This is a genomic window from Micromonospora sp. WMMA1949 (genome assembly GCF_027460145.1).
Taxonomy (GTDB): domain Bacteria; phylum Actinomycetota; class Actinomycetes; order Mycobacteriales; family Micromonosporaceae; genus Micromonospora.
In genome coordinates, this window is sequence record NZ_JAPZBG010000001.1 from 4067603 (window position 1) to 4091583 (window position 23981).

General features: G+C 73.0%; 28 protein-coding genes and 1 riboswitch. Of the genes, 17 read left to right on the top strand and 11 right to left on the bottom strand.

What is annotated here, in order from left to right; all coding sequences use genetic code 11:
• The first annotated feature begins 1 nt into the window (after position 1).
• The 5 genes from ybeY to O7607_RS19270 all read left to right on the top strand — a co-directional run bounded on the left by ybeY (position 2) and on the right by O7607_RS19270 (position 4455).
• Complete coding sequence (gene ybeY, locus O7607_RS19250) at positions 2-475, top strand: rRNA maturation RNase YbeY (RefSeq protein ID WP_269704590.1); 474 nt, start codon at positions 2-4, stop codon at positions 473-475.
• Entirely contained in the window at positions 451-1860 is a 1410-nt protein-coding gene (locus tag O7607_RS19255) for a hemolysin family protein (RefSeq protein ID WP_269707029.1), read from the top strand. Before ybeY ends, O7607_RS19255 begins: the two co-directional genes overlap by 25 nt.
• Positions 1853-2239 (top strand): cytidine deaminase, encoded by a 387-nt coding sequence (locus tag O7607_RS19260; RefSeq protein WP_194802347.1) that lies wholly within the window; start codon positions 1853-1855, stop codon positions 2237-2239. Before O7607_RS19255 ends, O7607_RS19260 begins: the two co-directional genes overlap by 8 nt.
• Positions 2236-3132, top strand: a complete 897-nt coding sequence (gene era / locus O7607_RS19265; protein WP_216928739.1) for a GTPase Era — start codon at positions 2236-2238, stop codon at positions 3130-3132. The genes O7607_RS19260 and era overlap by 4 nt, the downstream gene beginning before the upstream one ends.
• Before the next feature lie 150 nt (positions 3133-3282).
• Entirely contained in the window at positions 3283-4455 is a 1173-nt protein-coding gene (locus O7607_RS19270) for an acyltransferase family protein (RefSeq protein WP_269704591.1), read from the top strand.
• Positions 4456-4497: 42 nt separating this feature from the next.
• Here O7607_RS19270 and O7607_RS19275 read toward each other — a convergent pair whose 3' ends face one another.
• On the bottom strand, positions 4498-5295 hold the full coding sequence (locus tag O7607_RS19275) for a DUF4097 family beta strand repeat-containing protein (RefSeq protein ID WP_269704592.1): 798 nt from the start codon (positions 5293-5295) through the stop codon (positions 4498-4500).
• Positions 5296-5397: 102 nt separating this feature from the next.
• On the opposite strand from O7607_RS19275, the gene recO reads away from it, so the two are divergent.
• From recO to O7607_RS19295, 4 genes are all read left to right on the top strand, one after another.
• On the top strand, positions 5398-6249 hold the full coding sequence (recO, locus tag O7607_RS19280) for a DNA repair protein RecO (RefSeq protein WP_269704593.1): 852 nt from the start codon (positions 5398-5400) through the stop codon (positions 6247-6249).
• A 52-nt stretch (positions 6250-6301) separates the two neighbouring features.
• A complete protein-coding gene (locus O7607_RS19285) occupies positions 6302-7078 on the top strand; it encodes an isoprenyl transferase (RefSeq protein ID WP_269707030.1) in 777 nt (258 codons plus the stop codon).
• A gap of 68 nt (positions 7079-7146) precedes the next feature.
• The gene (locus O7607_RS19290; protein ID WP_194802342.1) at positions 7147-7332 is read left to right on the top strand and encodes a hypothetical protein; all 186 of its coding nucleotides are present in this window, start codon (positions 7147-7149) and stop codon (positions 7330-7332) included.
• Between the two features lie 148 nt (positions 7333-7480).
• The gene (locus tag O7607_RS19295; RefSeq protein ID WP_269704594.1) at positions 7481-7705 is read left to right on the top strand and encodes a thioredoxin reductase; all 225 of its coding nucleotides are present in this window, start codon (positions 7481-7483) and stop codon (positions 7703-7705) included.
• A gap of 15 nt (positions 7706-7720) precedes the next feature.
• Here O7607_RS19295 and gndA read toward each other — a convergent pair whose 3' ends face one another.
• Positions 7721-9163, bottom strand: coding sequence for an NADP-dependent phosphogluconate dehydrogenase (gene gndA, locus O7607_RS19300; RefSeq protein WP_269704595.1), 1443 nt, complete (start codon positions 9161-9163; stop codon positions 7721-7723).
• A gap of 376 nt (positions 9164-9539) precedes the next feature.
• Here gndA and O7607_RS19305 point away from each other — a divergent pair, with 376 nt between their 5' ends.
• Complete coding sequence (locus O7607_RS19305; RefSeq protein ID WP_269704596.1) at positions 9540-9905, top strand: hypothetical protein; 366 nt, start codon at positions 9540-9542, stop codon at positions 9903-9905.
• Positions 9906-10093: 188 nt separating this feature from the next.
• Here the strand turns inward: O7607_RS19305 and O7607_RS19310 are convergent, their stop codons facing one another.
• The 3 genes from O7607_RS19310 to O7607_RS19320 form a co-directional block, all read right to left on the bottom strand.
• Complete coding sequence (locus tag O7607_RS19310; protein ID WP_269704597.1) at positions 10094-10894, bottom strand: energy-coupling factor transporter transmembrane component T family protein; 801 nt, start codon at positions 10892-10894, stop codon at positions 10094-10096.
• Positions 10891-12324: an ABC transporter ATP-binding protein gene (locus O7607_RS19315; RefSeq protein ID WP_269704598.1), complete on the bottom strand. Its 1434-nt coding sequence runs from the start codon at positions 12322-12324 to the stop codon at positions 10891-10893. The genes O7607_RS19310 and O7607_RS19315 overlap by 4 nt, the downstream gene beginning before the upstream one ends.
• A 111-nt stretch (positions 12325-12435) precedes the next feature.
• Complete coding sequence (locus tag O7607_RS19320; RefSeq protein WP_269704599.1) at positions 12436-13026, bottom strand: ECF transporter S component; 591 nt, start codon at positions 13024-13026, stop codon at positions 12436-12438.
• A gap of 75 nt (positions 13027-13101) precedes the next feature.
• Positions 13102-13208, bottom strand: a riboswitch (TPP riboswitch).
• A gap of 76 nt (positions 13209-13284) precedes the next feature.
• On the opposite strand from O7607_RS19320, the gene O7607_RS19325 reads away from it, so the two are divergent.
• From O7607_RS19325 to O7607_RS19340, 4 genes are all read left to right on the top strand, one after another.
• Complete coding sequence (locus O7607_RS19325) at positions 13285-14121, top strand: alpha/beta fold hydrolase (RefSeq protein WP_269704600.1); 837 nt, start codon at positions 13285-13287, stop codon at positions 14119-14121.
• Complete coding sequence (locus O7607_RS19330) at positions 14118-14867, top strand: SIS domain-containing protein (RefSeq protein WP_269704601.1); 750 nt, start codon at positions 14118-14120, stop codon at positions 14865-14867. Before O7607_RS19325 ends, O7607_RS19330 begins: the two co-directional genes overlap by 4 nt.
• A gap of 91 nt (positions 14868-14958) precedes the next feature.
• On the top strand, positions 14959-15459 hold the full coding sequence (locus O7607_RS19335; protein ID WP_269704602.1) for a DUF6328 family protein: 501 nt from the start codon (positions 14959-14961) through the stop codon (positions 15457-15459).
• 108 nt (positions 15460-15567) lie between these two features.
• Positions 15568-17541, top strand: a complete 1974-nt coding sequence (locus tag O7607_RS19340; protein WP_269704603.1) for an acyl-CoA dehydrogenase family protein — start codon at positions 15568-15570, stop codon at positions 17539-17541.
• Positions 17542-17551: 10 nt separating this feature from the next.
• Here O7607_RS19340 and O7607_RS19345 read toward each other — a convergent pair whose 3' ends face one another.
• From O7607_RS19345 to O7607_RS19370, 6 genes are all read right to left on the bottom strand, one after another.
• A complete protein-coding gene (locus O7607_RS19345) occupies positions 17552-18157 on the bottom strand; it encodes a hypothetical protein (RefSeq protein ID WP_269704604.1) in 606 nt (201 codons plus the stop codon).
• Positions 18158-18209: 52 nt separating this feature from the next.
• Positions 18210-18512, bottom strand: a complete 303-nt coding sequence (locus O7607_RS19350) for an ArsR/SmtB family transcription factor (RefSeq protein WP_013287947.1) — start codon at positions 18510-18512, stop codon at positions 18210-18212.
• 43 nt (positions 18513-18555) lie between these two features.
• The gene (locus O7607_RS19355) at positions 18556-19431 is read right to left on the bottom strand and encodes a metal ABC transporter permease (protein WP_269704605.1); all 876 of its coding nucleotides are present in this window, start codon (positions 19429-19431) and stop codon (positions 18556-18558) included.
• Position 19432: 1 nt separating this feature from the next.
• The gene (locus O7607_RS19360) at positions 19433-20197 is read right to left on the bottom strand and encodes a metal ABC transporter ATP-binding protein (protein ID WP_269704606.1); all 765 of its coding nucleotides are present in this window, start codon (positions 20195-20197) and stop codon (positions 19433-19435) included.
• Positions 20194-21141, bottom strand: coding sequence for a metal ABC transporter substrate-binding protein (locus O7607_RS19365; protein ID WP_269704607.1), 948 nt, complete (start codon positions 21139-21141; stop codon positions 20194-20196). Before O7607_RS19365 ends, O7607_RS19360 begins: the two co-directional genes overlap by 4 nt.
• Before the next feature lie 88 nt (positions 21142-21229).
• Entirely contained in the window at positions 21230-21493 is a 264-nt protein-coding gene (locus O7607_RS19370) for a DUF6703 family protein (RefSeq protein WP_269704608.1), read from the bottom strand.
• 27 nt (positions 21494-21520) lie between these two features.
• On the opposite strand from O7607_RS19370, the gene O7607_RS19375 reads away from it, so the two are divergent.
• From O7607_RS19375 to O7607_RS19385, 3 genes are all read left to right on the top strand, one after another.
• The gene (locus tag O7607_RS19375) at positions 21521-21862 is read left to right on the top strand and encodes an antibiotic biosynthesis monooxygenase family protein (protein ID WP_269704609.1); all 342 of its coding nucleotides are present in this window, start codon (positions 21521-21523) and stop codon (positions 21860-21862) included.
• 94 nt (positions 21863-21956) lie between these two features.
• On the top strand, positions 21957-22430 hold the full coding sequence (locus O7607_RS19380) for a hypothetical protein (protein ID WP_269707031.1): 474 nt from the start codon (positions 21957-21959) through the stop codon (positions 22428-22430).
• A gap of 113 nt (positions 22431-22543) precedes the next feature.
• On the top strand, positions 22544-23923 hold the full coding sequence (locus O7607_RS19385) for a glycine--tRNA ligase (RefSeq protein ID WP_194802327.1): 1380 nt from the start codon (positions 22544-22546) through the stop codon (positions 23921-23923).
• Positions 23924-23981 lie beyond the last annotated feature (58 nt).

A 23981-nucleotide genomic window follows, 5' to 3' on the forward strand; every position in this document is an offset into this window, starting at 1 on the left:
GTTGTCCATCGAGATCGCCAACGAGTCGGGTGTCGACGTCGACACCGACGCCGTGCTCGCCGTCGCGCGGCACGCTCTCGACGAGATGGGGGTCAACCCCCTCGCCGAGTTGTCAGTGCTGCTCGTCGACATCGAATACATGTCGGAGCTGAACCACCGCTGGATGGGTGGCGACGGCCCGACCGACGTGCTCGCCTTCCCCATGGACGAGGGCAGCGTCGACCACGGTCCGGGGGAGAGCGCCCCGGCCGGCGGTGAGCCGGCCCTGCTGGGCGACATCGTGCTCTGCCCGGAGGTGGCGTCCAAGCAGGCCGCCGCGGCCGGGCACTCGGCCGCCGACGAGCTGCACCTGCTCACCGTGCACGGCGTGCTGCACCTGCTGGGCTACGACCACGCGGAGCCCGAGGAGGAGCGGGAGATGTTCGGTCTCCAGGCCCGGCTGCTGGCCAGCTGGCGGTCGACGCGGTCGCGGTGATGGACATCGTGGCGGCGGTCCGCACCCCCGCCGGTCTGCCTGATCTTCAACTCCTGGTCTTCGCCGCCGGGCTGGTGGTGCTCGCCGGCCTGATCGCGATGACCGAGGCGGCGCTCGCAGCGGTCTCGCCGGCCCGCGCCGCGGAGCTGACCCGGGACGGGGCCCGCGGCGGGCGCGCCCTCCAGGTGGTCGCCGGTGACGTGGTCCGCCATCTGAACCTGCTGCTCCTGCTGCGCCTGCTGGCCGAGCTGACGGCCACCACGCTCGTCGCGCTGGTGGCTGTCGACACGTTCGGCGCGGGCTGGCGGGCGGCGCTGGTGACCGCGGGCGCGATGACTGTGGTGAGCTTCGTGGTGGTGGGCGTCGGCCCGCGCACGATCGGCCGCCAGCACGCGTACGCGGTCGGCCGTGCCGTCGCGCCGCTGGTGCGCTGGCTCGGCCGCGCGCTCAACCCGCTGGCGTCGCTGCTGATCCTGATCGGCAACGCGGTGACCCCCGGGAAGGGCTTCCGCGAGGGGCCGTTCGCGACCCAGGTGGAGCTGCGGGAACTGGTCGACCTGGCCGAGCAGCGCGGCGTGGTGGAGCACGGCGAGCGCCAGATGATCCACTCGGTCTTCGCACTCGGCGACACCATCGCCCGCGAGGTGATGGTGCCGCGTACCGAGATGGTGTGGATCGAGGAGCGCAAGACACTCGCGCAGGCGCTGGCGCTGTTCCTGCGCTCCGGGTTCTCCCGCATCCCGGTGATCGGCGAGAACGTCGACGACGTGCTCGGTGTGCTCTACCTCAAGGACCTGATCCGGCGGGTGCAGGGCGACCAGGCCGCCCGGCAGATGCCGGTGGCCGAGCTGATGCGCCCGGCCACGTTCGTGCCGGAGTCCAAGCCGGTGGACGACCTGCTCTCCGAGATGCAGGCGGCCCGTAACCACCTGGTCATCGTGGTCGACGAGTACGGCGGCACCGGCGGGCTGGTCACCATCGAGGACATCCTGGAGGAGATCGTCGGGGAGATCACCGACGAGTACGATGTCGAGCGCCCGCCGGTCGAGCACCTGCCCGACGGGGCCGTGCGGGTGACCGCGCGGCTGCCGGTGGAGAATCTGGGCGAGCTGTTCGACACCGAGCTGCCCACCGACGAGGTGGAGACGGTCGGTGGCCTGCTCGCCCAGGCGCTCGGCCGGGTGCCCATCCCGGGCGCCGAGGCCGAGGTGGCCGGCCTGCGGCTGATGGCCGAGGGCACCACCGGCCGGCGCAACCGGATCGACACGGTTCTGGTGAGCCGGGTCGACCGGGGCGACGCGCCGGAGGGCACGAACCGACACGACCCGCCCGATTCCCGTGGCGACAACAACCGTTCCGAGGAGAGGCAATCCGCCGATGCCTGAGTCACCCGCCGTACCGGCCGCCCTGCCCACCCCCGCCGACCCGGCCGAGCTGAGCGCGGAGGACGCCAAGCTCGTGATCCTGGCCCGGGGCGCGCGGAGCCGGGTGGCGGCAGTGGAGGGCGCCGCGGTCCGCGACCAGGACGGCCGGACGTACGCGGCGGCGAGCGTGGCGCTGCCGTCGCTGACCCTGACCGCGCTTCAGCTCGCGGTGGCCTCGGCGGTGGCGGCGGGCGCGAGCCGGCTGGAGGCCGCGGTGGTGGTGACCGAGGCGTCGACGCTGGACGGCTCCGGGCACGCCGCCGTGCGTGACCTGTCCGCCGACGCGCCGGTGCACGTGGCCGCGCCGGACGGCACCGTCCTCGGCACGGTGGTCGAGTGACCACGCCCGAGGCGCGTCCCTACCGGGCCGGGTTCGCCTGTTTCGTCGGTCGGCCGAACGCCGGCAAGTCGACGCTGACGAACGCGATCGTCGGCACGAAGATCGCGATCACCTCGAACAAGCCGCAGACCACACGGCACATCATCCGGGCGGTGCTGCACCGGCCGGACTCGCAACTCGTGCTGGTCGACACCCCGGGTCTGCACCGGCCCCGCACGCTGCTCGGCGAGCGCCTCAACGACCTGGTCCGGGAGACCTGGAGCGAGGTGGACGTGATCGGCCTGTGCGTACCGGCGAACGAGCCGATCGGCCGGGGCGACCGCTTCATCACCGGCGAGCTGGCCAGCCTCAAGGCAACGGTGCTGGCGGTGGTCACCAAGACCGACCTGGTCGACAAGAAGCGGCTGGCCGAGCAGTTGCTCGCGGTCAGCGAGCTGGGCGAGTTCGCCGACGTGGTGCCGGTCAGCGCGGTTTCCGGCCACCAGGTGGACACGCTCGTCGACGTGATGACCGGTTACCTGCCTGAGTCGCCGCAGCTCTACCCGGACGACATGCTCACCGACGACCCGGAGCAGGTGCTCGTGGCGGAGCTGGTCCGCGAGGCGGCGCTGGAGGGCGTACGCGACGAGCTGCCGCACTCGATCGCCGTGGTGGTCGAGGAGATGATCCCGGAGGGCAACCTCACCAAGATCTACGCCGACGTGTACGTGGAGCGGCCGAGCCAGAAGGCCATCGTCATCGGCCATCGGGGCAGCCGGCTCAAGCACGTGGGCACCACCGCGCGGCGGCAGATCGAGGAGCTGCTCGGTACCCGGGTCTACCTCGACCTGCACGTACGCGTGGCGAAGGACTGGCAGCGCGACCCGAAGCAGTTGCGCAAGCTCGGCTTCTGACCGGCGGCCGGGGCAGGCCCGGCGAGACGTGATCAGGATCAGCCAGACCTATGGGACATCTCACTTTCCATAGGTGTTCTTGGCTGTTTCACAGCGCCCCGGAGCAGGGTAGGGACCATTGTCTCTGCCCCCGGACCCCGCCGTGAGCTGATGCGAAACCGCTATCTGGACCTGCTCCGCTTCCTGGCCATCCTGCGCGTCGTCACCTACCACGTCACCGGTTACGCCACCCTCACGCTGGTGTTCCCGGCGATGTCGGTGATGTTCGCCCTGGCCGGGTCGCTGATGGCGGCATCGCTCGACCGCAGCGGGGTACGCGCGGTCGGGCGACGCCTGCGTCGCCTGCTGCCGTCGCTGTGGGTGCTCGCCGCGGTCTTCGTGCCGGCCATGCTGCTCACCGGGCTGGCGTTCGGCCCGAGGGTGCTGCTCTGGCTGTTCCCGATCAGCGACCCGCCGGCCAACTACTGGGGCGGGCTGGCGCTCAGCCCGATCTGGTACCTGCGGGACTACCTGTGGTTCGTGCTCGCGTCGCCGCTGGTGCTCTGGCTGTTCCGCCGGGCGCCGCTGCCCACGCTCGCCGCCCCGTACCTGCTGCTCGTCGCGATCGAGGTGGGCGTCCTGGCGAACCCGCCGACGGTGCTGCGGGAGTTCGGCCTCTACTTCGGCGCCTGGTTGCTCGGCTTCGCCCACCACGACGGGATGCTGCGCCGGATGCGCAACCGGGTGCTGCTGCCGGTGGCCGCTGTGGTCGGCGCCGCCGGGCTGGCCTGGATCGTCACCCACCCGGGCCCGCGCGGGTACGACATCAACGACATCCCGCTCGGCAACGCGCTCTGGTCGGCCGCGTTCATCCTGGTGGCGATCGGCCGGGCACCGGTCGGGGTGACCTGGGTCGACCGTGTGCCGGCGCTCGGCCGGGCGGTCACCGTGGTGAACCGGCGCGCGCTGACCGTCTACCTCTGGCACATGCCGTTCGTGGTGCTGCTCACTCCGCTCGTCGGCCTGGTCGGCTGGTCGCCGCGTGACCCGGTGGGCCTGTGGCTGCGGGTGGGGCTGGTCTTCGCGCTCGTCGGCGTGGTGACGCTGCTCGTGGGCTGGGTCGAGGACGTGGCCGCCCGGCGTACCCCGGAACTGGTCCCCGGCAGGCCGCGGCGGACCGTGGCCGACCGGGCGGCGGCCGTACCGGCCAGCCCGGCACCCGCCGGGGCGGAGGACGCGCTGGTGAGCGTCGGCGCCCGGGTGCCGGCGCCACGCCGCGGGACGGAGGACCCCGGCCGGGCCGGCGGCGTCCCGGCGGCCCGGCGGGGCGCGCCCGGCGACTGAGCCCCGGCGGAGCGCGGCGCGGCACGCCGGGGCGCGGCCCGCTCAGCGGGTGCTGACCGTGACGTTGCCGCTGGTGGCGGACGCCTCCAGCGTCACCGAAGCCGTCGGGTCGTCGTCGACACGCACGTCGGTGTCGCCGGAGGTCGCGGTGGCGCGTACCCGGTAGCGGCCCGCCGGTACGGCGAGGTCGACGTCTCCGCTGGTGGCGTGCACCCGGGCCGGTGCCGGCTGGTCCAGCTCGACGACGATGTTGCCGGAGGTGGTCTCCACGTCGACGGCGGAGGCGAGCCGGCGGGCCTCGATGTCGCCGGAGCGGGCCCGCAGCCGCACGGGGCCGGCCGCCTCGACGACCCGGATGTTGCCCGACGTGGTGGAGGCACGGACCTCGCCGGTGGTGCCCCTGACGGTCAGGTCGCCGGAGCTGAGCGTGAACTCGACGGCGCCCACGTCGGTGAGGTCGACGTTGCCCGAGCCGGTGCCACCGCGGACCACCACGCCGGGCGGCGCGGTCACCTCCCAGGAGATGCTGCACCGGTGCCCGCAGTCGGTGGGCAGGACGAGTTCGTCGCCCTTGATCTCGTACCGGCTGGTCGGCTCGTCGCCCTGGTAGCGGACCACGCGCTTGACGCGTACCTGGTCGGCGGGGCCGTTGGCCCGCACCACGACGTCGCCGGCGCCGTCGTCGTCCACGGTGATCTTCGTGATCTTCGTCCGTTCGGTGTGGTCGTAGTCGAGGCGGCGGAACGAGAGGGTGTCACACCCGGAGAGAACGATGAGCGCGGCGGCAGCGGCGGCGGCCACCACACCACGCAGCCGGGGAGCGGTGCGGAGCGAAGCCATGGCCAGCACATTAGGACCGGCCCGGCGCCCGGCACATCGGGGATCGCCCGCCGGTCCACCCCGAGCCGACCCTGAGATCGCACCCGGAGGGAGAATGGCCTGATGGCCGGGTACCGCCGACAGCTCTACCGCGACGACGCGGTGGTGCTGCGTGTGCAGAAGCTGGGCGAGTCGGACCGCATCATCACGCTGTTCACCCGCCGGCACGGCCGGCTGCGCGCGGTCGCCCGGGGCGTGCGGCGCACCATGAGCCGCTTCGGCGCGCGGCTGGAACCGTTCGGGCACGTCGACCTCCAGCTCGCCGGCGACCCCAAGGGCAACCAGGGCAGCTCGTTGCACACCGTCAGCCAGGTCGAGGCGATCGAGCTGTACGGCAAGCGGTTCCTCGGCGACTACCCCCGCTACACGGCGGCCAGCGCGATCGCCGAGACCGCCGAGCGGCTCACCCCGGTCGAGCGCGAGCCGTCGCTGCGGCTGTTCCAGCTCACCCTCGGCGCGATGAAGTCGCTGGCCCGCGGCGAGCACGCCACCACGCTGGTGCTCGACGCGTACCTGCTGCGCGGGATGGCGTTCGCCGGCTGGGCGCCGGCGCTCGCGGCCTGCGCGGTCTGCGGCGAGCCGGGCCGGCACCGCGCGTTCTCCGTACCGGCCGGCGGCGCGGTCTGCCCGGACTGCCGGCCTCCCGGCGCCGCCCACCCCGCGCCCGCCACGCTGGAGCTGATGTCCGCGCTGACCTCCGGCGACTGGGGGTACGCCGACGCGGCCGACACCGGCGTACGCCGGGAGTGCAGCGGACTGGTCGCGGCGCACCTCCAATGGCATCTGGAGCGCGCGCTACGCTCGCTGCCGCTGGTCGACCGGGGCGCCCCGGCGTCCGGCGCGGTCCCGCCGCCCGGCGGCGCGGGGCCGGATGTGGTCCCGCGCGCTCCGGCGCCGGGCCCGTCGCCGGAGTGAACAGGGAGATGACCGAGTGATCCGATCGACGAGGGCGACCCGCCGCGAGCCGGTGCCGCCGACCCCGCACCCCTCCGGCGCCCGCCCGCCGGCGCTGCCGCCCGCCGCGGTGCCCCGGCACGTCGCCATCGTGATGGACGGCAACGGCCGCTGGGCCAAGGAGCGCGGCCTGCCCCGCACCAAGGGGCACGAGCAGGGCGAGCACAGCCTGTTCGACACCGTCGAGGGCGCGATCGAGATGGGGATTCCCTACCTGTCGGCGTACGCGTTCTCCACCGAGAACTGGCGGCGCTCGCCGGACGAGGTCCGCTTCCTGATGGGCTTCAACCGCGACGTCATCCGCCGCCGCCGCGACCAGCTCGTCGACCTGGGCGTCCGGGTGGTCTGGTCGGGCCGCGCCGGCCGGCTCTGGAAGAGCGTCATCTCCGAGCTGCAGACCGCCGAGGAGATGTCCCGCGGCAACTCGACGCTCACGCTGCAGTTCTGCGTCAACTACGGTGGCCAGGCCGAGATCGCCGACGCCGCCGCCGGGATCGCCCGCGACGTCGCAGCGGGCAAGCTCGACCCGGCCAAGGTGAACGAGAAGACGATCGCGCGATACCTCTACCACCCCGAGGTGCCCGAGGTCGACCTGTTCCTGCGCCCCTCCGGGGAGCAGCGCATCTCCAACTTCCTGCTCTGGCAGACCGCGTACGCCGAGCTGGTCTACCTGGACACGCTCTGGCCCGACTTCGACCGCCGCCACCTCTGGTACGCCTGCGAGCTGTACGCCCAGCGCGACCGCCGCTTCGGCGGTGCCCTGCCCAACCCGGTCGCCCCGGGCGCCTGACGTCACGCTTACCAAGGCGCCGCGGTGGGTACCGATACCTCCAGACAGCAAACGCGGAGGTGAACCACATGATTCAGAAGCGGATCGCGCAGTGGGCGTTCATGGCGGTCGCCGTGCCGCTGGCGGCGGCCGGCGCGCGCCGGCTCAGCCACACCCTGGAGGCCCGTCGCGGCCCGTCCGGGGTGAGCCGTCTGCTGACCAAGGGCGCCGACCTGGTCCGGCCGCAGAAGGCCAAGCGTCGCCGGTTCTTCTGACCGCGACGTCCGGCCCTGATGGCCGCGGCCGGCACCCGACGTGAGCGTGACGCCCCGCATCCGGCTTTCCCGCCGGGCGCGGGGCGTTCCGCTCTACGATCGGCGCAGGGCGTGCCGCCGGGTGCGCGCCCGCCACGGGGGGTGGAGGATGCGCGATCTCCGGTACGAGATGACTGCTGCCCTGGCCGCCGCCGATCTGGTGGAGGCGACCCACCGGGACGCCGTAGCGGCTCTCTGCGCCGACGTGGCGCAGCGGTGGTGCGCCGACCTCGGGCACACCCCGGCGGTCCGCTCCGGCGAGATCGGCGAACTGGCGGCAGGCGAGCCGGCCGCCGGCTGGGCGCCCGACCCGCACGCCCCGCGAGCCTGGTGACCTGTCCGGCCGGGCTCACGCCTCCACTTCGGAGCGGTCACCCGCCCATAGCGTGTGGAACGAGCCGTCCCGGTCCACCCGGTGGTAGGTGTGCGCGCCGAAGTTGTCCCGCAGGCCCTGGATCAGCGCGGCCGGCAGCCGCTGCGCCCGCAGCGCGTCGAAGTAGGCCAGCGACGAACCGAAGGCCGGGGCCGGCACGCCCGCCCGGGCCGCGTCGGCCACCACTCGTCGCCAGGCCGGAACGCCGGCGCTGACCCGCTCGGCGAACCACGGCGCGACGAGCAGCGTCGACAGGTCCGGCTCCGCGTCGTACGCCTCCCGGATCCGGTCCAGGAAACCGGCCCGGATGATGCAGCCGCCCCGCCAGATCGTGGCCGTGCCGCCCAGGTCGATGTCCCAGTCGTACTCCCGGCTGCCGGCCCGGATGTGGTCGAACCCCTGCGCGTACGCGACGATCTTGCTGGCCAGCAGCGCACGGCGCACGTCCTCGACGAACGCCTCCCGGTCGTCCACCTGCCACTTGTCGCCCGCGTCCGCGAATACCCGGCGGGCGGCCTCGCGCTGGTCGGCGTGGCCGGACAGCGACCGGGCGAACGTGGCCTCGGCGATACCGGTGATCGGGATGCCCAGGTCGAGCGCGCTCTGCACGGTCCAGCGGCCGGTGCCCTTCTGCTCGGCCTGGTCGAGCACCACGTCCACGAACGCCTGACCGGTGGCCGCGTCGGTGTGGCCGAGCACGTCGGCGGTGATCTCGATGAGGAACGACCCCAGCTCGCCGCCGTTCCACTCCCGGAAGATCTCCGCGATCTCCGCCGGGCTCGCCGACAGACCGGCCCGCAACAGGTCGTACGCCTCGGCGATGAGCTGCATGTCGGCGTACTCGATGCCGTTGTGCACCATCTTCACGAAGTGGCCCGCGCCGTCCGGGCCGACGTGCCGGCAGCAGGGCTCGCCGTCCACGTGCGCGGCGATCTTGGAGAAGATCGGCCCCAGCTTCTGGTACGACTCCGCCGAACCGCCCGGCATGATGCTCGGGCCGAGCAGCGCGCCCTCCTCGCCGCCGGACACGCCGGTGCCGACGAAGTGCAGGCCGTGCTCGCGCAGCGCCTCCTCCCGGCGGCGGGTGTCGGCGAAGTGCGCGTTGCCGCAGTCGACGACGATGTCGCCCTCCTCCAGCAGCGGGACCAGTTCGTCGATCACCGCGTCGGTGGGCGCGCCGGCCTTCACCATCACGATCACCGCGCGGGGCCGCTCGAGCGAGCCGACGAAGTCCGCGAGGGACTCCGACGGCACGAACGTGCCCTCGTCGCCGTGCTCCGCGACGAGGCTGCGGGTACGTTCCGGCGACCGGTTGTGCACCGCCACGGCGAAGCCGTTGCGGGCCAGGTTCCGGGCCAGGTTGCGGCCCATCACCGCCAGACCGGTGACTCCGATCTGCGCCGTCGCCTGCTCTGCCATGCGTACCGCCACCTCTCGTTCGTGCTGCCGTGCTGCGACCGTATCGCGGTCGTCGGGGCAGTGGGCGGGGACGTCGACAGGGCGTGACCGGTGGGTGGCCGTGCGTCCGCGGCGCGTTCGCGCCTCGCCTCCCGGTGGTCCTTCTCCGTAATTCGGGTGCGGGAGGTCCGGGCGGCGGGATAGCGTTGCCGCATGCGTAAGTGACGCCCCACCTCCGAGCCCGGTCCACCGCCGAAGTGCCGTGGACCTGTCCTGCTCCGGGCGTCCGCATTCCTTCCCGCCGCCGTCGGTCGCGGTGTCTGTCGTGATCGGAACGCACCGGAGCCCTCGCTCGGAGCGTCCCGGTCGACGCGCCCGCACGACAGGAGGCCCGCGAATGCCCGCGAAGCGCAATCCGAAGAAGTCCCGCAAGCAGTCCGCGCCGCAGGTGGCCCCGCCGAAGCTCGACGCGCTCACCGTGGCGCCGCCCGCCGTGGTGCTCCCCACCGCGCCGGCGACGCCCACCGTGTCTGCGGTGGGGCTCCCCACCGAGGCGGCAGCGTCCACCGTGTCTGCGGTGGGGCTTCCCGCCGAGCCGGCGGCGTCCACCGTGTCGCCATCGGAGTCTCCGGAGTCCCCGGTCCTGCCCGGCGCATCCGCGACGCCGCCGAGATCGGGGCCACCGGCAGGGCGGCAGGCCCGGTTCACCGGACGTAGCCAGCGCGCCGGCCAGACCCGGTTCTACGCCTTCCGCCGCAGCTGACCGACAGCCCCGCCCGAGCGTCCCCGAAGATCTTGGAAGATTCCGGCCCCCATAGGGGCCATTCCCTACCAAGATCTCGCCCGATCCTGGTTGATCATGAGGTTGGCGGCGGCAAAACGGGCAACCGGTGCCGTCAACTTCATGATCAACGGGGCGGAAGGTGGAGGGGGAGGGGGAGGGGGAGGGGGTCAGCCGATCAAGGGGCGGAAGGTGCCCAGGGCGATGCTTGTCGCCAAGGCGGCGCCTGCCAGCAGGGCGGCGCCTGCGACGAGCAGGGCGTCGGCGCCGGTGAAGCGCTGGGGACGGGCCACTGTGCGCGGGGTGCCGGCGTCGAAGCCCCGGGCGTCCATCGCCACCGCCAGCCGGGTACCCCGCCGGATCGCGCCCACCAACAGCGTGAACGCGGTGGACGCGAAAAGCCGCAACCTGGCCACCGGGTTGCGGCCCGCGTCCACGCCGCGGGCCCGGCGGGCCATGCTGATCATCCGCCACTCCTGTTCCAGCAGCGGCACCATCCGGAACGCGGCGAGCGCCCCGATGGCGAACCGGGCGGGCGTCCTCGCGTTCTGGATCAACGCGTCGGCCAGGTCCGTCGGGTCGGTGGTGGCGAACACGACGATGCCGGGCAGCGCCACCGCGAACATGCGCAGCACCAGCCCGAGCGCGGTCATCAGCACGCCCTGGGTGACCAGGATCGGTCCGGCCTGGAGCAGCACCGGGCCGGAGCGGTCGGCCGCGAACAGCACCAGCGTGACGAGGATGCCGACGGCGCCGGCGAGCAGCGGCCAGGCCCGGCGGGCCAGCACCCGGTAGCGGACGCCGAACAGCGGCAGCACCGCGAGTTCGACGGCGATGGCGAGGGCCGGGGCCACCGGATCGAGCGTCGCCACCAGGATCAGCGTGAAGACCACCGCGGCGGCCAGCTTCGCCACCGGGTTGCGCCGGGCCAGCGGCGCGCCGGGCGCGGCGACCGGTTCGAGGTTGATCACGGGAGCACCCCGGCGGGCGGGCGGTCCAGGGCGAGCGTCCGGTCGGCGAGCGCGGCGACGAAGTCCTCGTCGTGGGTCACCGTGACCACGCCGTGCCCGGCGTCGCGCAGCTCGGCCAGCAGGTCGACCAGCTCCAGCCAGGTCCGCCGGTCCTGGCCGAACGTGGGCTCGTCGCAGATCAGCAGGCGGGGCGCGGTGGCCAGCGCCGTCGCCACGCTCAGCCGCCGCGCCTCGCCACCCGAGAGGGTGTACGGGTTGGCGCCCGCCAGCCGGTCCAGCCGCAGCCGGTGCAACAGCTCGTCCACGGTGGCGGTGACCGCCGGCTCGGGCCGGCCGATGCGGCGCGGGCCGAGCGCCAGCTCGTCGCGGACCGTGGCGGTGACGAACTGGTGCTCCGGGTCCTGGAACACCGAACCGATCCGGCGGACCAGCGCGGGTGCCCGCCAGCGGTGCGGGGGAGTGCGCGCGTCCCGCCCGGCGAGTTCGGCGGACGCGGTGACGGCCCCCGCTCCGGGTTTCAGCAGGCCGCCCAGGAGCAGCGCCAGTGTGGACTTGCCGGCCCCGTTGGGGCCGAGGACGGCGAGCGCCTCGCCGGCGCGTACCCGAAGATCGGTGGGGTTCAGCCGGGGCGGGAGGCCGAGCCGCTCCGCGGTGAGCAGCACGTCGCCGGGCGGCGTGGTGGCGTGCCGGGGTGGCGCGACGTGGCCGGGTACCCAGACCCCGGCGGCGGCCAGCGCGTCACCGTGCGCGGCGAAGACCGCGTCGGGCGGCCCGTCGGCGCGGACGCCGCCGCCGGGTTCCAGCACCACGACGCGGCCGACCAGCGGCAGCGCCTCGGTGACCCGGTGCTCGACCAGGATCATCGTGGTGTCCGGGTCGAGCGCGTTCGCGACGGCCCGGCGGATCAGGCCGGCGCCGGCCGGGTCGAGGTTGGCGGTGGGCTCGTCGAGCAGCAGCAGCCCGGGGCGCAGCGCGAGCGTGCCGGCCAGGGCCAGCCGCTGCTGCTCCCCGCCGCTGAGCGCGGCGGTCGGGCGGTCCCGGGGGTACGGGAAGCCGACCCGGTGCAGCGCCTCGTCGACGCGGGACCAGATCTCGCCGGCCGGTACGCCCCGGTTCTCCAGCCCGAACGCCACGTCGTCGCCGGAGCGGGCCATGACGAGCTGGGTCTGCGGGTCCTGGAACAGGATGCCGACGCGCTCACGCGCCTTGCGCGGGTCCAGCCCGTCGATCTCGACGGTGCCCTCCTGCTCGCCGGAGTCCTCCGGCAGCAGTCCGGCCAGCGCCGCCAGCAACGTGCTCTTACCGGCCCCGGAGGGCCCGAGCAGCAGCACCCGCTCGCCGCTCTCCACGCGCAGATCCACTCCGCGCAGAGCCCAGCGCTTGCGTCCTCCGTGCCGCCACCCGAACCCCCGCAGCACCACAGCGCTCACCGCCCACCACCCCCTCCCGGCCCAGCCTGCGTGATCAAGGAGTTCGCGTCCGGAGAACCGTCCCCGGCGGACGCGAACTCCTTGATCACCGGGCGGAAGTGGGGAGGGGGGCTAGACCAGGGCGCGGTCGCGGCCGGCGGGGAAGCGGTCCAGGACGCCGGTGTTCGCCAGCGCGCGGGTGAGGACGTGCGCGCCCAGACCGGCGACGATAGTGGCGCTGACGATAGTGATCAGCGCGTACGGGAGGCGGTAGGAGGCGAAGTCGTACGCCTTGTTCCAGTAGACGAAGTCGAAGATCGCAGCACCGAGGCCGGTCAGCGCACCGGCCAGCACCGCCACCGGCAGGCGGAACGAGCGGTACCGGAACGCCGCGAAGGCCAGCTCGGCGCCGATGCCCTGCATCAGGCCCTGGAGGATCACGATGCTCGCCCACTGGCTGCCCAGCAGGGCGGAGATGATGGCGGCCACCGTCTCGCAGTACAGCGCGGCGCCCGGCTTGCGGATGATCAGGCCGGCGAGCACCGCCGGGATCAGCCACACGCCGTAGAGCACTGCCTGCGCCGGCGGGAAGAACGCGAACGCCGCGTCGGTGGCGCTCCAGAGCAGGCCCCAGGCCCAGAAGACGACGCCGAAGGCGACGGCGATGACCGAGGCGACGACGATGTCGACGGTACGCCAGCGGTTGCTGTCGGTACGGTTCACGATTGGCTCCCAGTTCGTCGAGGTGAACCAGGAGAAGACGCACGCCGCGCCCGGTGGTCACCGGACGGCGACGCGGCTGGAGGTCGACCGAACTCCCTGCGCTGGCATTACCCAGATCAGGTTCGAGGGTCTGCGGGCACCGGCCCGCACTCTCAGCGCTGTGCGCTCCCCTGTCGGATGTGAAGTTGTCTCGTCGCAGACGCTAGCACCGACCACGGCCCGGGGCCCAGCAGGGCGAGTGTCGGTATGGTGGCGATCATGCTGGTGGATGCGCGGGGACTGACGTTCGAGGTACGCGCCGGCGGTCCCGAGGGCGGCGACCCGGTCCTGCTGCTGCACGGCTTCCCGCAGCACTCGGGCGAGTGGGACGCGGTCACGCCCGCGCTGCACGCCGCCGGGCTGCGCACGTACGCGCTCGACCAGCGCGGCTACTCGCCCGGCGCGCGTCCGGCCGACATCGGGGCGTACCGGATTCCGGAGCTGGTGGCCGACGCGGCGGCCGTGCTCGACGCGCTCGGGGTGACTCGCGCCCACGTGGTCGGCCACGACTGGGGCGCCATCGTGGCGTGGGGCCTGGCGGCGGCGCACCCGGACCGGGTGCGGACGCTGACCGCGGTGTCGGTGCCGCATCCGGCGGCGATGGGCCACGCGCTCGCCACCGACCCCCGGCAGAAGGTCAAGTCCGCCTACATCGCGTTGTTCCGCAAGCCCGGTACGGCGGAGAAGGTGCTGCTGGCGTGGAACGGCGCCACGCTGCGCAAGCTGCTGAGCGGCGTGGGCGACGCCGGTACGGTGGCGCGCTACGCCGAGCCGATGCGCGAGCCGGGCGCGTTGACGGCGGCGCTGAACTGGTATCGCGCGATGACCGGGGCGGACATGAAGGCGGTCGCCCCGGTCGGGGTGCCGACCACGTTCGTCTGGAGCGACAAGGACGTGGCGATCGGCCGGACGGCGGCGCAGGCGTGCGCCGCGCGCGTCACCGGTGACTACCGGTTCGTGGAACTGCCCGGGGTCAGCCACTGGATTCCGGACGAGGCGCCCGGCCCGCTGGCCGAGGCGATCCTCGCCCGTTGCACAGGAACGGAGGAGGCATGACGGTGAGCGCCGACGCGTACCTGGCGGTGGTGACCGAGACGATCGGCCGGGTGGCCGCCGCGCAGCGGCAGAACGTGGCCGACGCGGCCGACCTGATCGCGGCCGCGCTGCGCGCCGACGGTGTGGTGCACGCGTTCGGCACCGGGCACTCCGAGGCGCTGGCCATGGAGATCGCCGGGCGGGCCGGCGGCCTGGTGCCCACCAACCGGATCGCGCTGCGGGACCTGGTGCTGATCGGCGGCGACCCGGCCGACGTGCTCGGCCCGAAGCTGGAACGCGATCCGGCCGTGGCGCACCGCCTCTACGAGCTGGCGCCGATCCGGCCGCAGGACGTATTCGTGCTGGCCTCGAACTCGGGCGTGAACGGGGCGATGGTCGAGTTCGCGTCCATCGTGAAGGAACGCGGGCACGGCCTGGTGGCGATCACCTCGGCGCAGCACTCGGCCCGGATGACCTCGCGGCACCCGTCCGGCCGCAAGCTCGCCGACTTCGCCGACGTGGTGCTGGACAACGGAGCCCCGTACGGCGACGCGACGTTGCCGCTTCCGGGTGGCGGCGCGGTCGGCGCGGTCTCCTCGATCACCGCGGCGCTGCTCGCGCAGCAGATCGTCACCGAGGTGGTGGCCCGGCTGGTCGCGGCGGGGCAGCGCCCGCCGGTCTACCTGTCCGCGAACATCACCGGCGGCGACGAGCACAACGCCGAGCTGGAGGCACGGTACGCGGGCCGGATCCGCAGGGGTTCCTGAACCGGTTTCGTGATCGCCCGTACGGGGCACAGGCGGTGCTGCCGGTGGGCGTTCACCCGCCGGCCGTGCCGTCTCCCGGGGAGGTCCGCGAGTGTCCAAGGAATCCGAGAAGCAGCGCTGGCAGCGCAACTTCGCCGATCTGTTGCAGGAGCTGCGGGTCGCGCAGACAGGCGTGCAGATCCTCTTCGCCTTCCTGCTGACGCTGCCGTTCAGCAACGGGTTCGGCCGGACCACGGAGTTCCAGCGCGACGTCTACATCCTGGCGCTGCTGACCGCCGCCGCGTCCGCCGCGATGATCATCTCTCCGGTCGCGTTCCACCGGGCGTTGTTCCGGCAGGGCCGCAAGCCGGAGCTGGTCCGGTTCGCCCACCGGATGGCCACCGGCGGCCTGTTCTTCATGCTGATCGCGATGGTCAGCTCGGTCCTGCTGGTCACCGACTTCGTGCTGGACCGGCCGATCGCGTTCCTGCTCAGCGCGCTCACCGGCCTGTGGTTCCTGACCTTCTGGGCGATCCTGCCGTTCAGCCGGCGCAACTGGGGTGAGGACGACATCGACGACGAGGACGACAGCCCGCAGTCGCTGACCGACTGACGGTCCGCCAAATCGGACGTGCACGCAACGCTACCCCTGGGTAACACCCGGGGGTAGCGTCGTTTTCGTCGCACGCGTCGACGCAGCCGGACCGACGAGGAGGCAGCCGTGACCACGACACAGAACAGCCGGCCCGAGTCACCCGACGGTGCGGGGCCGCTTCCCACCGAGGCGGGCCAGGTCTCCGAGAAGGAGGCCCGCCAGGTCGCCGAGGCGGCCCGCGAGTCGGCCTGGGACCGGCCCAGCTTCGGCAAGGAACTGTTCCTCGGCCGCTTCCGGCTCGACCTGATCGACCCGTGGCCCCGCCCCGACCCGGCCGAGGTGGCCCGCGCGGACGAGTTCCTCGGCGCGCTGCGCGCGTATCTGACGTCCGAGGTGGACGGTGAGGCGATCGAGCGGGACGCGCGCATCCCCGACGAGGTGTTCCACGGCCTGGCCGGGCTCGGCACGTTCGGCATGAAGATCGACCGGAAGTACGGCGGGCTCGGCTTGAGCAACCTGCACTACTGCCGGGCGCTGATGCTCGTCGGCTCGGTGAACCCGGCGGTCAGCGCGCTGCTCTCCGCGCACCAGTCGATCGGCGTGCCGCAGCCGCTGAAGATGTTCGGCACACCCGAGCAGAAGGAACGGTTCCTGCCCCGGCTCGCGGCCGGTGAGGTCTCCGCGTTCCTGCTCACCGAACCGGACGTCGGCTCCGACCCGGCCCGGCTCGCCACCACCGCCGAGCCCACCGCCGACGGCACCGGCTACCGGCTCAACGGGGTGAAGCTCTGGGCCACGAACGGCACGCTCGCCACGCTGCTGGTGGTGATGGCCCGGGTACCGGCCGCCGAGGGGCGGCGCGGCGGCATCACCGCGTTCGTGGTGGAGGGCGACAGCGACGGCATCACCGTCGAGCGGCGCAACTCCTTCGTCGGGCTGCGCGGCCTGGAGAACAGCCTCACCCGGTTCCACGACGTGTTCGTGCCGAAGGAGAACGTGATCGGCGGCGAGGGCAAGGGCCTGAAGATCGCGCTGACCACGTTGAACACCGGGCGGCTCTCGCTGCCGGCCATGTGCGTCGGCGCCGGCAAGTGGGCGCTCAACGTGGCCCGGGAGTGGGCGGCGGACCGGGTCCAGTGGGGCCGTCCGGTGGGCGAGCACGAGGCGGTGGCGAAGAAGCTGTCCTTCATCGCCGCCACCACGTACGGCATGGAGTCGATGCTCGACCTGTCCTGCATGCTCGCCGACGACGACCGCAACGACATCCGGATCGAGGCGGCGCTGGTCAAGCTCTACGCCAGCGAGATGGCCTGGCGGATCGCCGACGAGCTGATCCAGATCCGCGGTGGCCGCGGCTACGAGACGGCCGACTCGCTCGCCGCCCGGGGAGAGCGACCGGCCGCCGTCGAGCAGCTCCTGCGCGACCTGCGGATCAACCGGATCTTCGAGGGCTCCACCGAGATCATGCACCTGCTGATCGCCCGCGAGGCGGTCGACGCGCACCTGTCCGTGGCGGGCGACATCATCGACCCCGACGCCGGTCTGGGCCGCAAGGCCAAGGCGGGCGCGCGGGCCGGCGCCTTCTACGCGAAGTGGCTGCCCACGCTCGCCGTCGGCAAGGGGCAGACGCCCGGGGCGTACCAGGAGTTTGGGCCGCTGGCCGGGCACCTGCGCCACGTCGAGCGGACCTCCCGCAAGCTGGCCCGGTCGACCTTCTACGCGATGTCGCGCTGGCAGGGGAAGATGGAGCGCAAGCAGGCGTTCCTCGGCCGGGTGGTGGACATCGGGGCGGAGCTGTTCGCGATGAGCGCGGTCTGCGTCCGGGCCTACGCCGAGCGGGACGCGCACCCGGAGAACGTCGAGTTGGCCGACCTGTTCTGCCGTCAGGCCCGGCTGCGCGTCGACGAGCTGTTCACCGGCCTGTGGTCGAACACCGACTCGGTCGACGTGGCCGCCGCCAAGCGGATCGTCGCCGGCCGGTACGCCGCACTGGAGGACGGCGTGGTCACGCCGCCGGCCGACCTGCCGTGGGTGGCCCGCTGGGAAGCCGGCCCGTCCACCGCCGAGGATGTGCGACGCCGCATCCCGCCCGCTGGCTGACCGGCGCGCCTCACCGGCCGCCGCGCAGCCCCAGTTCGCGCAGCTCCAGCGCGGCGAGCGCGTCGACTGTCGCGTCGTCGCCGCGCCGCCACGCCTCGGCGACGTCGGGCGCGATCCGGGTCAGCTTCGACAGCGGCTGACCGGCCAGCGCGCGCAGCGCCAGCAGGTCCCGGCCGGCCGGCGCACCGGCCAGCGCCTTCGCCGCGCCGGCCCGGCGCATCCAGCGCAGGCGCAGCGGCAGCCAGCCGAACAGCACCAGGCCGAGCGGGAACACCAGCACCGCGACGGTCAGCCCGAGCGCGAGCTGCCCGACCAGTTCCTGCTGGTCGCGGCCCGCGTCGGCGACCGCGCGGGCGGCGTCGGCGGCCCGGGTGAACGGCGCGGTCAGCTCGTCTCCGACGATCGGCACCCGGCCGACCTTGCCGCCGGCGTCGGCCAGGTTGTCGGCGAGACCACCGCCGGCACCTTCCAGCTTCTGCCCGGGTACGGCGAGCTTCTCGACCACGTCGTGCAGCCACAGCGCGAAGCGGATCGCCGCGTACACCCAGACGACCACGAGCAGGTCGGTGAGGAACTGGCGGACGGCGGTGGGAAAACGGTCGGCGTAGATCTTCACGCCGGACAGCGTCCCACGGCGCGGGCGCGTCGGCACCTGGCGGATTTCCCGCTCAGTGCGACCCTTCGCCGGCGTGACTGACCGCGTCCGCCACGATGTGCGCGACGTGGTCGTCGACCAGCGCGTACGCGATCTCCCGGCCGCGCCGCGACCCGCGTACCACCCCGGCGCCGCGCAGCACCCGCAGGTGCTGGGAGACGAGCGGCTGCGGCGCGCCGAGCTTCTCGACCAGCTCGTGCACGCAGCGCTCGCCCTCGGCCAGCTCGCTGACGATCGCGAGCCGGATCGGGGCCGAGAGCGCGCGCAGCAGGTCACCCGCACCCTCGAAGGCGTCGTACCCGTTCGTGCCGGTCACCCTGTAACGGTAACCAATCCCAGCTGCGCCGGCGGGTAGGGCCTCACCGCAGCAGCACCTCGTGCTCGGCCGGCTCGGGCGGTGGCGTCGCCCGGTCGGCCCGGGTCCGCCGCCGCAGCGCCCGCAGACCGGCCGCCGCGAGCGCGACCAGCAGGAACGAGCCGATCGCCACGAGCACCACCGACGCGCCGGGCGCGGTGTCCGCGGTGGCGGCCACCCACACCCCGGTGCCGGCGGCGAACAGGCCCAGCGCCATGGCCGCCGCCATGGTCGACCGGAAGCCCCGGGTCACCTGCTGCGCGGCGGCCACCGGCACCACCATCAGCGCGCTGATCAGCAGCACCCCGACCGCCCGCATGGCGATGGTCACCGTGACCGCGGTGCCGACCGCGATGACCAGGTTCAGCGTCCGCACCGGCAGGCCGGACACCCGGGCGTACTCCTCGTCGTGGCACACCGCGAACAGCGCCGGGCGCAGCACCAGCATGGTCACCAGCAGCACCGCGCCGAGCACGCCGATGGTGATCAGGTCGGTGCGGGAGGTGGTGGTCAGCGACCCGAACAGGTACGCGTTGAGCGACCCGCTGCTGGCGTCGGAGAGCCCGACCAGCATCACGCCACCGGCGATGCCGCCGTAGAACAGCAGCGCCAGCGCGAGGTCGCCGGAGGTTCGCCCGTACGCGCGGACCAGCTCGATCACGATCGCGCCGAGCGTCGCGGCGATCACCGCCACCAGCACGGGGGAACGGTTGAGCAGCAGTCCCGCGCCGACGCCGGTGAGCGCCACGTGCCCGAGCCCGTCGCCGATCAACGCCAGCCGGCGCTGCACCAGGTAGATGCCGAGCGCCGGGGCGGCCAGCCCGATGATCAGCGCGCCGACCAGGGCGCGGAGCATGAAGTCGTACTGGAAGAGGTCCATCTCAGATGCCTGTCCAGAGCCGGGCCGGCTCCTCGTCGCAGTGCGGGTGCACGTGCTCGTGGTCCGGGTCGGCGTGGTGGCCGGCCGGTTCGGGCACCGCGCCGTCGTGGGCGATCCCGCCCTGGTGCACCACCACGGCCCGGCTGATCAGCGGGCGCAGGGGGCCCAGCTCGTGCGCGACGAGCAGCACCGTGCCCCCGCCGTCGCGGAACGTGCGCAGCGCCCCGGCGAACGCCTCCTGGCTGGCCGCGTCCACCCCGGCGGTCGGCTCGTCGAGCACCAGCAGCTCCGGCCCGCCGGCGAGCGCGCGGGCGATCAGGGTGCGCTGCTGCTGGCCGCCGGAGAGCGTCGACACCGGGTCGCCGGCCCGGTCGGCGAGCCCGACCGCGTCCAGCGCCGCCGCCACCGCCTCCCGGTCCGCCCGCCCGGCGGGCCGCAGTACGCCCCGGCGGGCCAGCCGCCCGGACGCCACCACCTCGCCCACGGTGGCGGGCACTCCGCTGCCCGCGCCGAGCCGCTGCGGCACGTACCCGATGCGGTGCCACTGCCGGAAGCGGCGCTGCGGTGTGCCGAACAGGGCGACCGACCCGGCGCCGACCGGCACCAGGCCGAGCGCGGCGCGCACGAGCGTCGACTTGCCGGAGCCGTTGGCGCCGAGCACGGCGACCACCTCGGAAGCGGTCACTGTCAACGAGACGTCACGCAGCACCGGGCGGCCGTCGTAGCCGACGGTGGCGTGCGCGATCTCGATCACCGGTGGGGTCATGAACAGTCCAGAGCGGTTCGCAGGGTCTGCAGGTTGGTGCGCATCGCGGAGAGGTAGTCGCCGTCGGCGGGCGGGCCCTCCAGCGGGTCCAGGACGGCCGTCTTCGCGCCGACCTCACGCGCGATGGTCTCGGCGACCTTCGGGCTGACGAGCGTCTCGAAGAAGATCGTGCCGGCCTGGTGCTTCCGGGCCTCCTCGGCGACCTCGGCGAGCCGCTTCGGGGACGGCTCGGACTCCGGGGTGAGCCCGCTGATGCCGATCTGCTCCAGCTGGTAGCGCTCGGTCAGGTAGCCGAACGCGGTGTGGCTGGTGACGATCTCCCGGCGCTGGCAGGTACGCAGGCCGTCGGCGTACTCGGTGTCGAGCTTCGTCAGCTCGGTACGCAGCGCGCCGGCGCGGGCGGTGTAGTCGGCGGCGTGGTCCGGGTCGGCCTTGCCGAGCCGCTCGGCAAGCTTGTCGCCGATGGTGGCCAGCCGGGTCGGGTCGAGCCAGACGTGCGGGTCCTTGCCGCCGCCCTCCTCGGCGTGCCCGGCCTCGCCCTCGTGGTCGTGGTCGTGGCCACCGGCGGCGGCGTCCCGCAGCGGCGTGACGCCCGCCACGTCGAACGCGCGGGCGCCGCCGTTCTGCTCCACCGCCTCGTCCACCGCCGGCTGGAAGCCGCTGAGGTAGACGACCAGGTCGGCGTCGACCACCTGGCCGACCTGCCGCGGGTTGAGTTCCAGGTCGTGCGGCTCGGCGCCCGGCTTGGTGAGGTTGCTGACCGCTACCGTGTCGCCGCCGATCCGCTCGGCCAGGAACTGGAGCGGGTAGAACGCGGCCACCACGCCGACCTTGCCCGGCTCGCTCGCGGCGCCTGTGCCGTCCCCGCAGGCGGTCAGGCCGGCGGCGGCGAGCAGGGCGGTGGTTGCGGCGGTCAGGATGCGGCGAGGTGCGCGAACGGTCATGGGCTCAACTGTCCGCGACAACGAAAACTATTGTCAAAAACGCATGATTGCATGTCAGCGCAGGTCAGCTCGGCTCTGCTTCCCCGAGTCAGCCGACCATGACCTTCGCCAGCGCCACCGCGATCAACAAGGTGAGCATCACCAGCCGGAGCATCCGGGTCGCCGGGGCCTGCACCGGCCAGGTGACCGACATCAGCCAGACCAACCCGCCGGCCAGCACGAGCAGCAGGACGCCGCCCGCCGGGCCGGGCGCGAAGAGGCCGACAAGCACCACGGCCAGCGTGGCCAGGAACACCGCCGTCGGGTTGAGCCGTGCCAACCGGGACAGCACAGGACTCTGCGTACGCTGCATGCCACAAACTCTACGAGGAGGAACCCCGTGCTGGTCACCAACCGCTTCGTGGTGGAAGCCGAAACGGTGGACGAGTTCACCCGGGCGGCGCACGCCGCACTGGCCGCGCTCGCCGCCCGCCCCGGCTACCTGCGCGGTGAACTGCTGCGGGCGCTCGACGACCCGGCCCACTGGGTCCTGATCACCGAGTGGGAGTCGGTCGGGGCGTACCGGCGGGCACTCGGCGGATTCGACGTCAAGGTCACCGCCGTGCCGTTGCTCGCCCGATCGGTGGACGAGCCGTCCGCGTACGAGACGCTCGCCAGCGCCGCCCCCGACGGGGAGATCGTCGTCGTCGCCAGCGATCGTGCCGCAGGCCCGTACCGCTGAGTGCCGGGGCACTACCCTGGCGCGTATGACCGCTCCCGGACCGGCCGCGCCACCCCCGCCATCCGTTCCGCCCGCGCTGCCGGCGGACCCCGGGGTGCCCGCACCGCCGCAGGGGCCCGGCGCCGCGCCGCCGTTCGCCGCCCCGCCCACCGAGGGCGGGCGGACCCGGCTCTGGCTCGGCCTCGGCGCGGGCGCGCTCGCAGTGCTGATCTGCTGCGGCGGGGGCGGCGCGGCGGTGGTCGGCCTGGCGGTGAGCAACGCTCAGGCCGTCGGCGAGCAGGGCCGGGCCGTCACGAACGACTACTACCAGGCGCTCGTCGCCCGGGAGTGGTCCAAGGCGTACGACACGCTCTGCGACGACATCCGGCGACGCGAACCCCGGCGGGAGTTCGAACGGCGGGTGGCCACCGAGCCGCAGATCTCCGGCTTCCGGGTCGGCGAGGTCGACCTCGCCACGCTCACCGTGCCGGTGGACGTGACGCTGGCCGGCGGCCGGCGGGAGGCGCAGACCGTGACGCTGGCGCCGGACCAGCAGACGGGCGGCGTGGAGGTCTGCGGGGTGAGCTGACCGGCCCCCGGTATTCTGCTGGGCTCGGGACGGACACGGTCGTACCGTTGTCCCGAACAGCCCGGTTCCATCCATCTCAACCGCGCCGACCGCCAGCCGGCGTAGGAGGAAACATGCCAGCCGACCGTATCGACGCCGTCACCAGCCTCGCCAAGCGCCGGGGCTTCGTCTTTCCCTCCAGCGAGATCTACGGGGGCACCCGGTCGGCGTGGGACTACGGTCCGCTCGGCGTCGAGCTGAAGGAGAACGTCCGCCGGCAGTGGTGGCGGACCATGGTGCAGCAGCGCGACGACGTCGTCGGCCTCGACTCGGCGGTCATCCTGGCCCGCAAGGTCTGGGAGGCCAGCGGCCACATCGCCGAGTTCGTCGACCCGCTCACCGAGTGCCAGTCCTGCCACAAGCGGTTCCGGGCCGACCACCTGGAAGAGGCGTACGAGGCCAAGCACGGCAAGCCGCTGACCTCGCTGACGGAGCTGAACTGCCCCAACTGCGGCAACAAGGGCACCTTCACCGAGCCGAAGATGTTCAACGGCCTGATGAAGACCTACCTGGGCCCGGTGGAGAGCGACGAGGGCATGCACTACCTGCGCCCGGAGACCGCCCAGGGCATCTTCGTCAACTACAAGAACGTGGAGACGGTCGCCCGCAAGAAGCCGCCGTTCGGCATCGCGCAGACCGGCAAGTCGTTCCGCAACGAGATCACCCCCGGCAACTTCATCTTCCGGACCCGCGAGTTCGAGCAGATGGAGATGGAGTTCTTCGTCGAGCCCGGCACCGACGAGCAGTGGCACGAGTACTGGCTTCAGGAGCGCTGGAACTGGTACCTCGACCTGGGCCTGTCCGAGGAGAACCTGCGCTTCTACGAGCACCCCAAGGAGAAGCTCTCCCACTACTCGAAGCGCACCGTCGACATCGAGTACCGGTTCCGGTTCGGCGGCAGCGAGTTCGCCGAGCTGGAGGGCATCGCCAACCGCACCGACTTCGACCTGTCCACGCACAGCAAGCACTCCGGCGTCGACCTGTCGTACTTCGACCAGGGCAAGGGCGAGCGCTGGATGCCGTACGTGATCGAGCCCGCCGCCGGTCTCACCCGCGCGGTGCTGGCGTTCCTGCTCGAGGCGTACGACGAGGACGAGGCGCCGAACACCAAGGGCGGCGTGGACAAGCGCACCGTCATGCGCTTCGACCCGCGGCTGGCCCCGGTCAAGGTCGCCGTGCTGCCGCTGTCGCGCAACGAGGCGCTGTCGCCGAAGGCCAAGCAGCTCGCCACCGACCTGCGCAAGCGCTGGGTGGTCGAGTTCGACGACTCGCAGGCGATCGGCCGCCGCTACCGCCGGCAGGACGAGATCGGCACGCCGTTCTGCGTCACAGTCGACTTCGACACGCTCGACGACAACGCGGTGACGGTCCGGAACCGGGACACCATGGCCCAGGAGCGCGTCTCGCTGGACCAGGTCGAGCGCTACCTGATCGAGCGCCTCCCCGGCTGCTGAGTGTAAGGAAGGGCCCCTTCTTAACGCCTCGCGTAGAGAAGGGGCCCCTTCTTAACAC

What these genes read in the sequence shown, in the direction of transcription:
- O7607_RS19260 (WP_194802347.1), top strand. Translation starts at nt 1,853, where the DNA reads ATGCCTGAGTCACCCGCCGTACCGGCCGCCCTGCCCACCCCCGCCGAC.
- O7607_RS19270 (WP_269704591.1), top strand. Translation starts at nt 3,283, where the DNA reads ATGCGAAACCGCTATCTGGACCTGCTCCGCTTCCTGGCCATCCTGCGC.
- O7607_RS19275 (WP_269704592.1), bottom strand. Translation starts at nt 5,295, where the DNA reads ATGGCTTCGCTCCGCACCGCTCCCCGGCTGCGTGGTGTGGTGGCCGCC.
- recO (WP_269704593.1), top strand. Translation starts at nt 5,398, where the DNA reads ATGGCCGGGTACCGCCGACAGCTCTACCGCGACGACGCGGTGGTGCTG.
- O7607_RS19290 (WP_194802342.1), top strand. Translation starts at nt 7,147, where the DNA reads ATGATTCAGAAGCGGATCGCGCAGTGGGCGTTCATGGCGGTCGCCGTG.
- O7607_RS19295 (WP_269704594.1), top strand. Translation starts at nt 7,481, where the DNA reads ATGCGCGATCTCCGGTACGAGATGACTGCTGCCCTGGCCGCCGCCGAT.
- gndA (WP_269704595.1), bottom strand. Translation starts at nt 9,163, where the DNA reads ATGGCAGAGCAGGCGACGGCGCAGATCGGAGTCACCGGTCTGGCGGTG.
- O7607_RS19305 (WP_269704596.1), top strand. Translation starts at nt 9,540, where the DNA reads ATGCCCGCGAAGCGCAATCCGAAGAAGTCCCGCAAGCAGTCCGCGCCG.
- O7607_RS19325 (WP_269704600.1), top strand. Translation starts at nt 13,285, where the DNA reads ATGCTGGTGGATGCGCGGGGACTGACGTTCGAGGTACGCGCCGGCGGT.
- O7607_RS19330 (WP_269704601.1), top strand. Translation starts at nt 14,118, where the DNA reads ATGACGGTGAGCGCCGACGCGTACCTGGCGGTGGTGACCGAGACGATC.
- O7607_RS19355 (WP_269704605.1), bottom strand. Translation starts at nt 19,431, where the DNA reads ATGGACCTCTTCCAGTACGACTTCATGCTCCGCGCCCTGGTCGGCGCG.
- O7607_RS19360 (WP_269704606.1), bottom strand. Translation starts at nt 20,197, where the DNA reads ATGACCCCACCGGTGATCGAGATCGCGCACGCCACCGTCGGCTACGAC.
- O7607_RS19365 (WP_269704607.1), bottom strand. Translation starts at nt 21,141, where the DNA reads ATGACCGTTCGCGCACCTCGCCGCATCCTGACCGCCGCAACCACCGCC.
- O7607_RS19370 (WP_269704608.1), bottom strand. Translation starts at nt 21,493, where the DNA reads ATGCAGCGTACGCAGAGTCCTGTGCTGTCCCGGTTGGCACGGCTCAAC.
- O7607_RS19385 (WP_194802327.1), top strand. Translation starts at nt 22,544, where the DNA reads ATGCCAGCCGACCGTATCGACGCCGTCACCAGCCTCGCCAAGCGCCGG.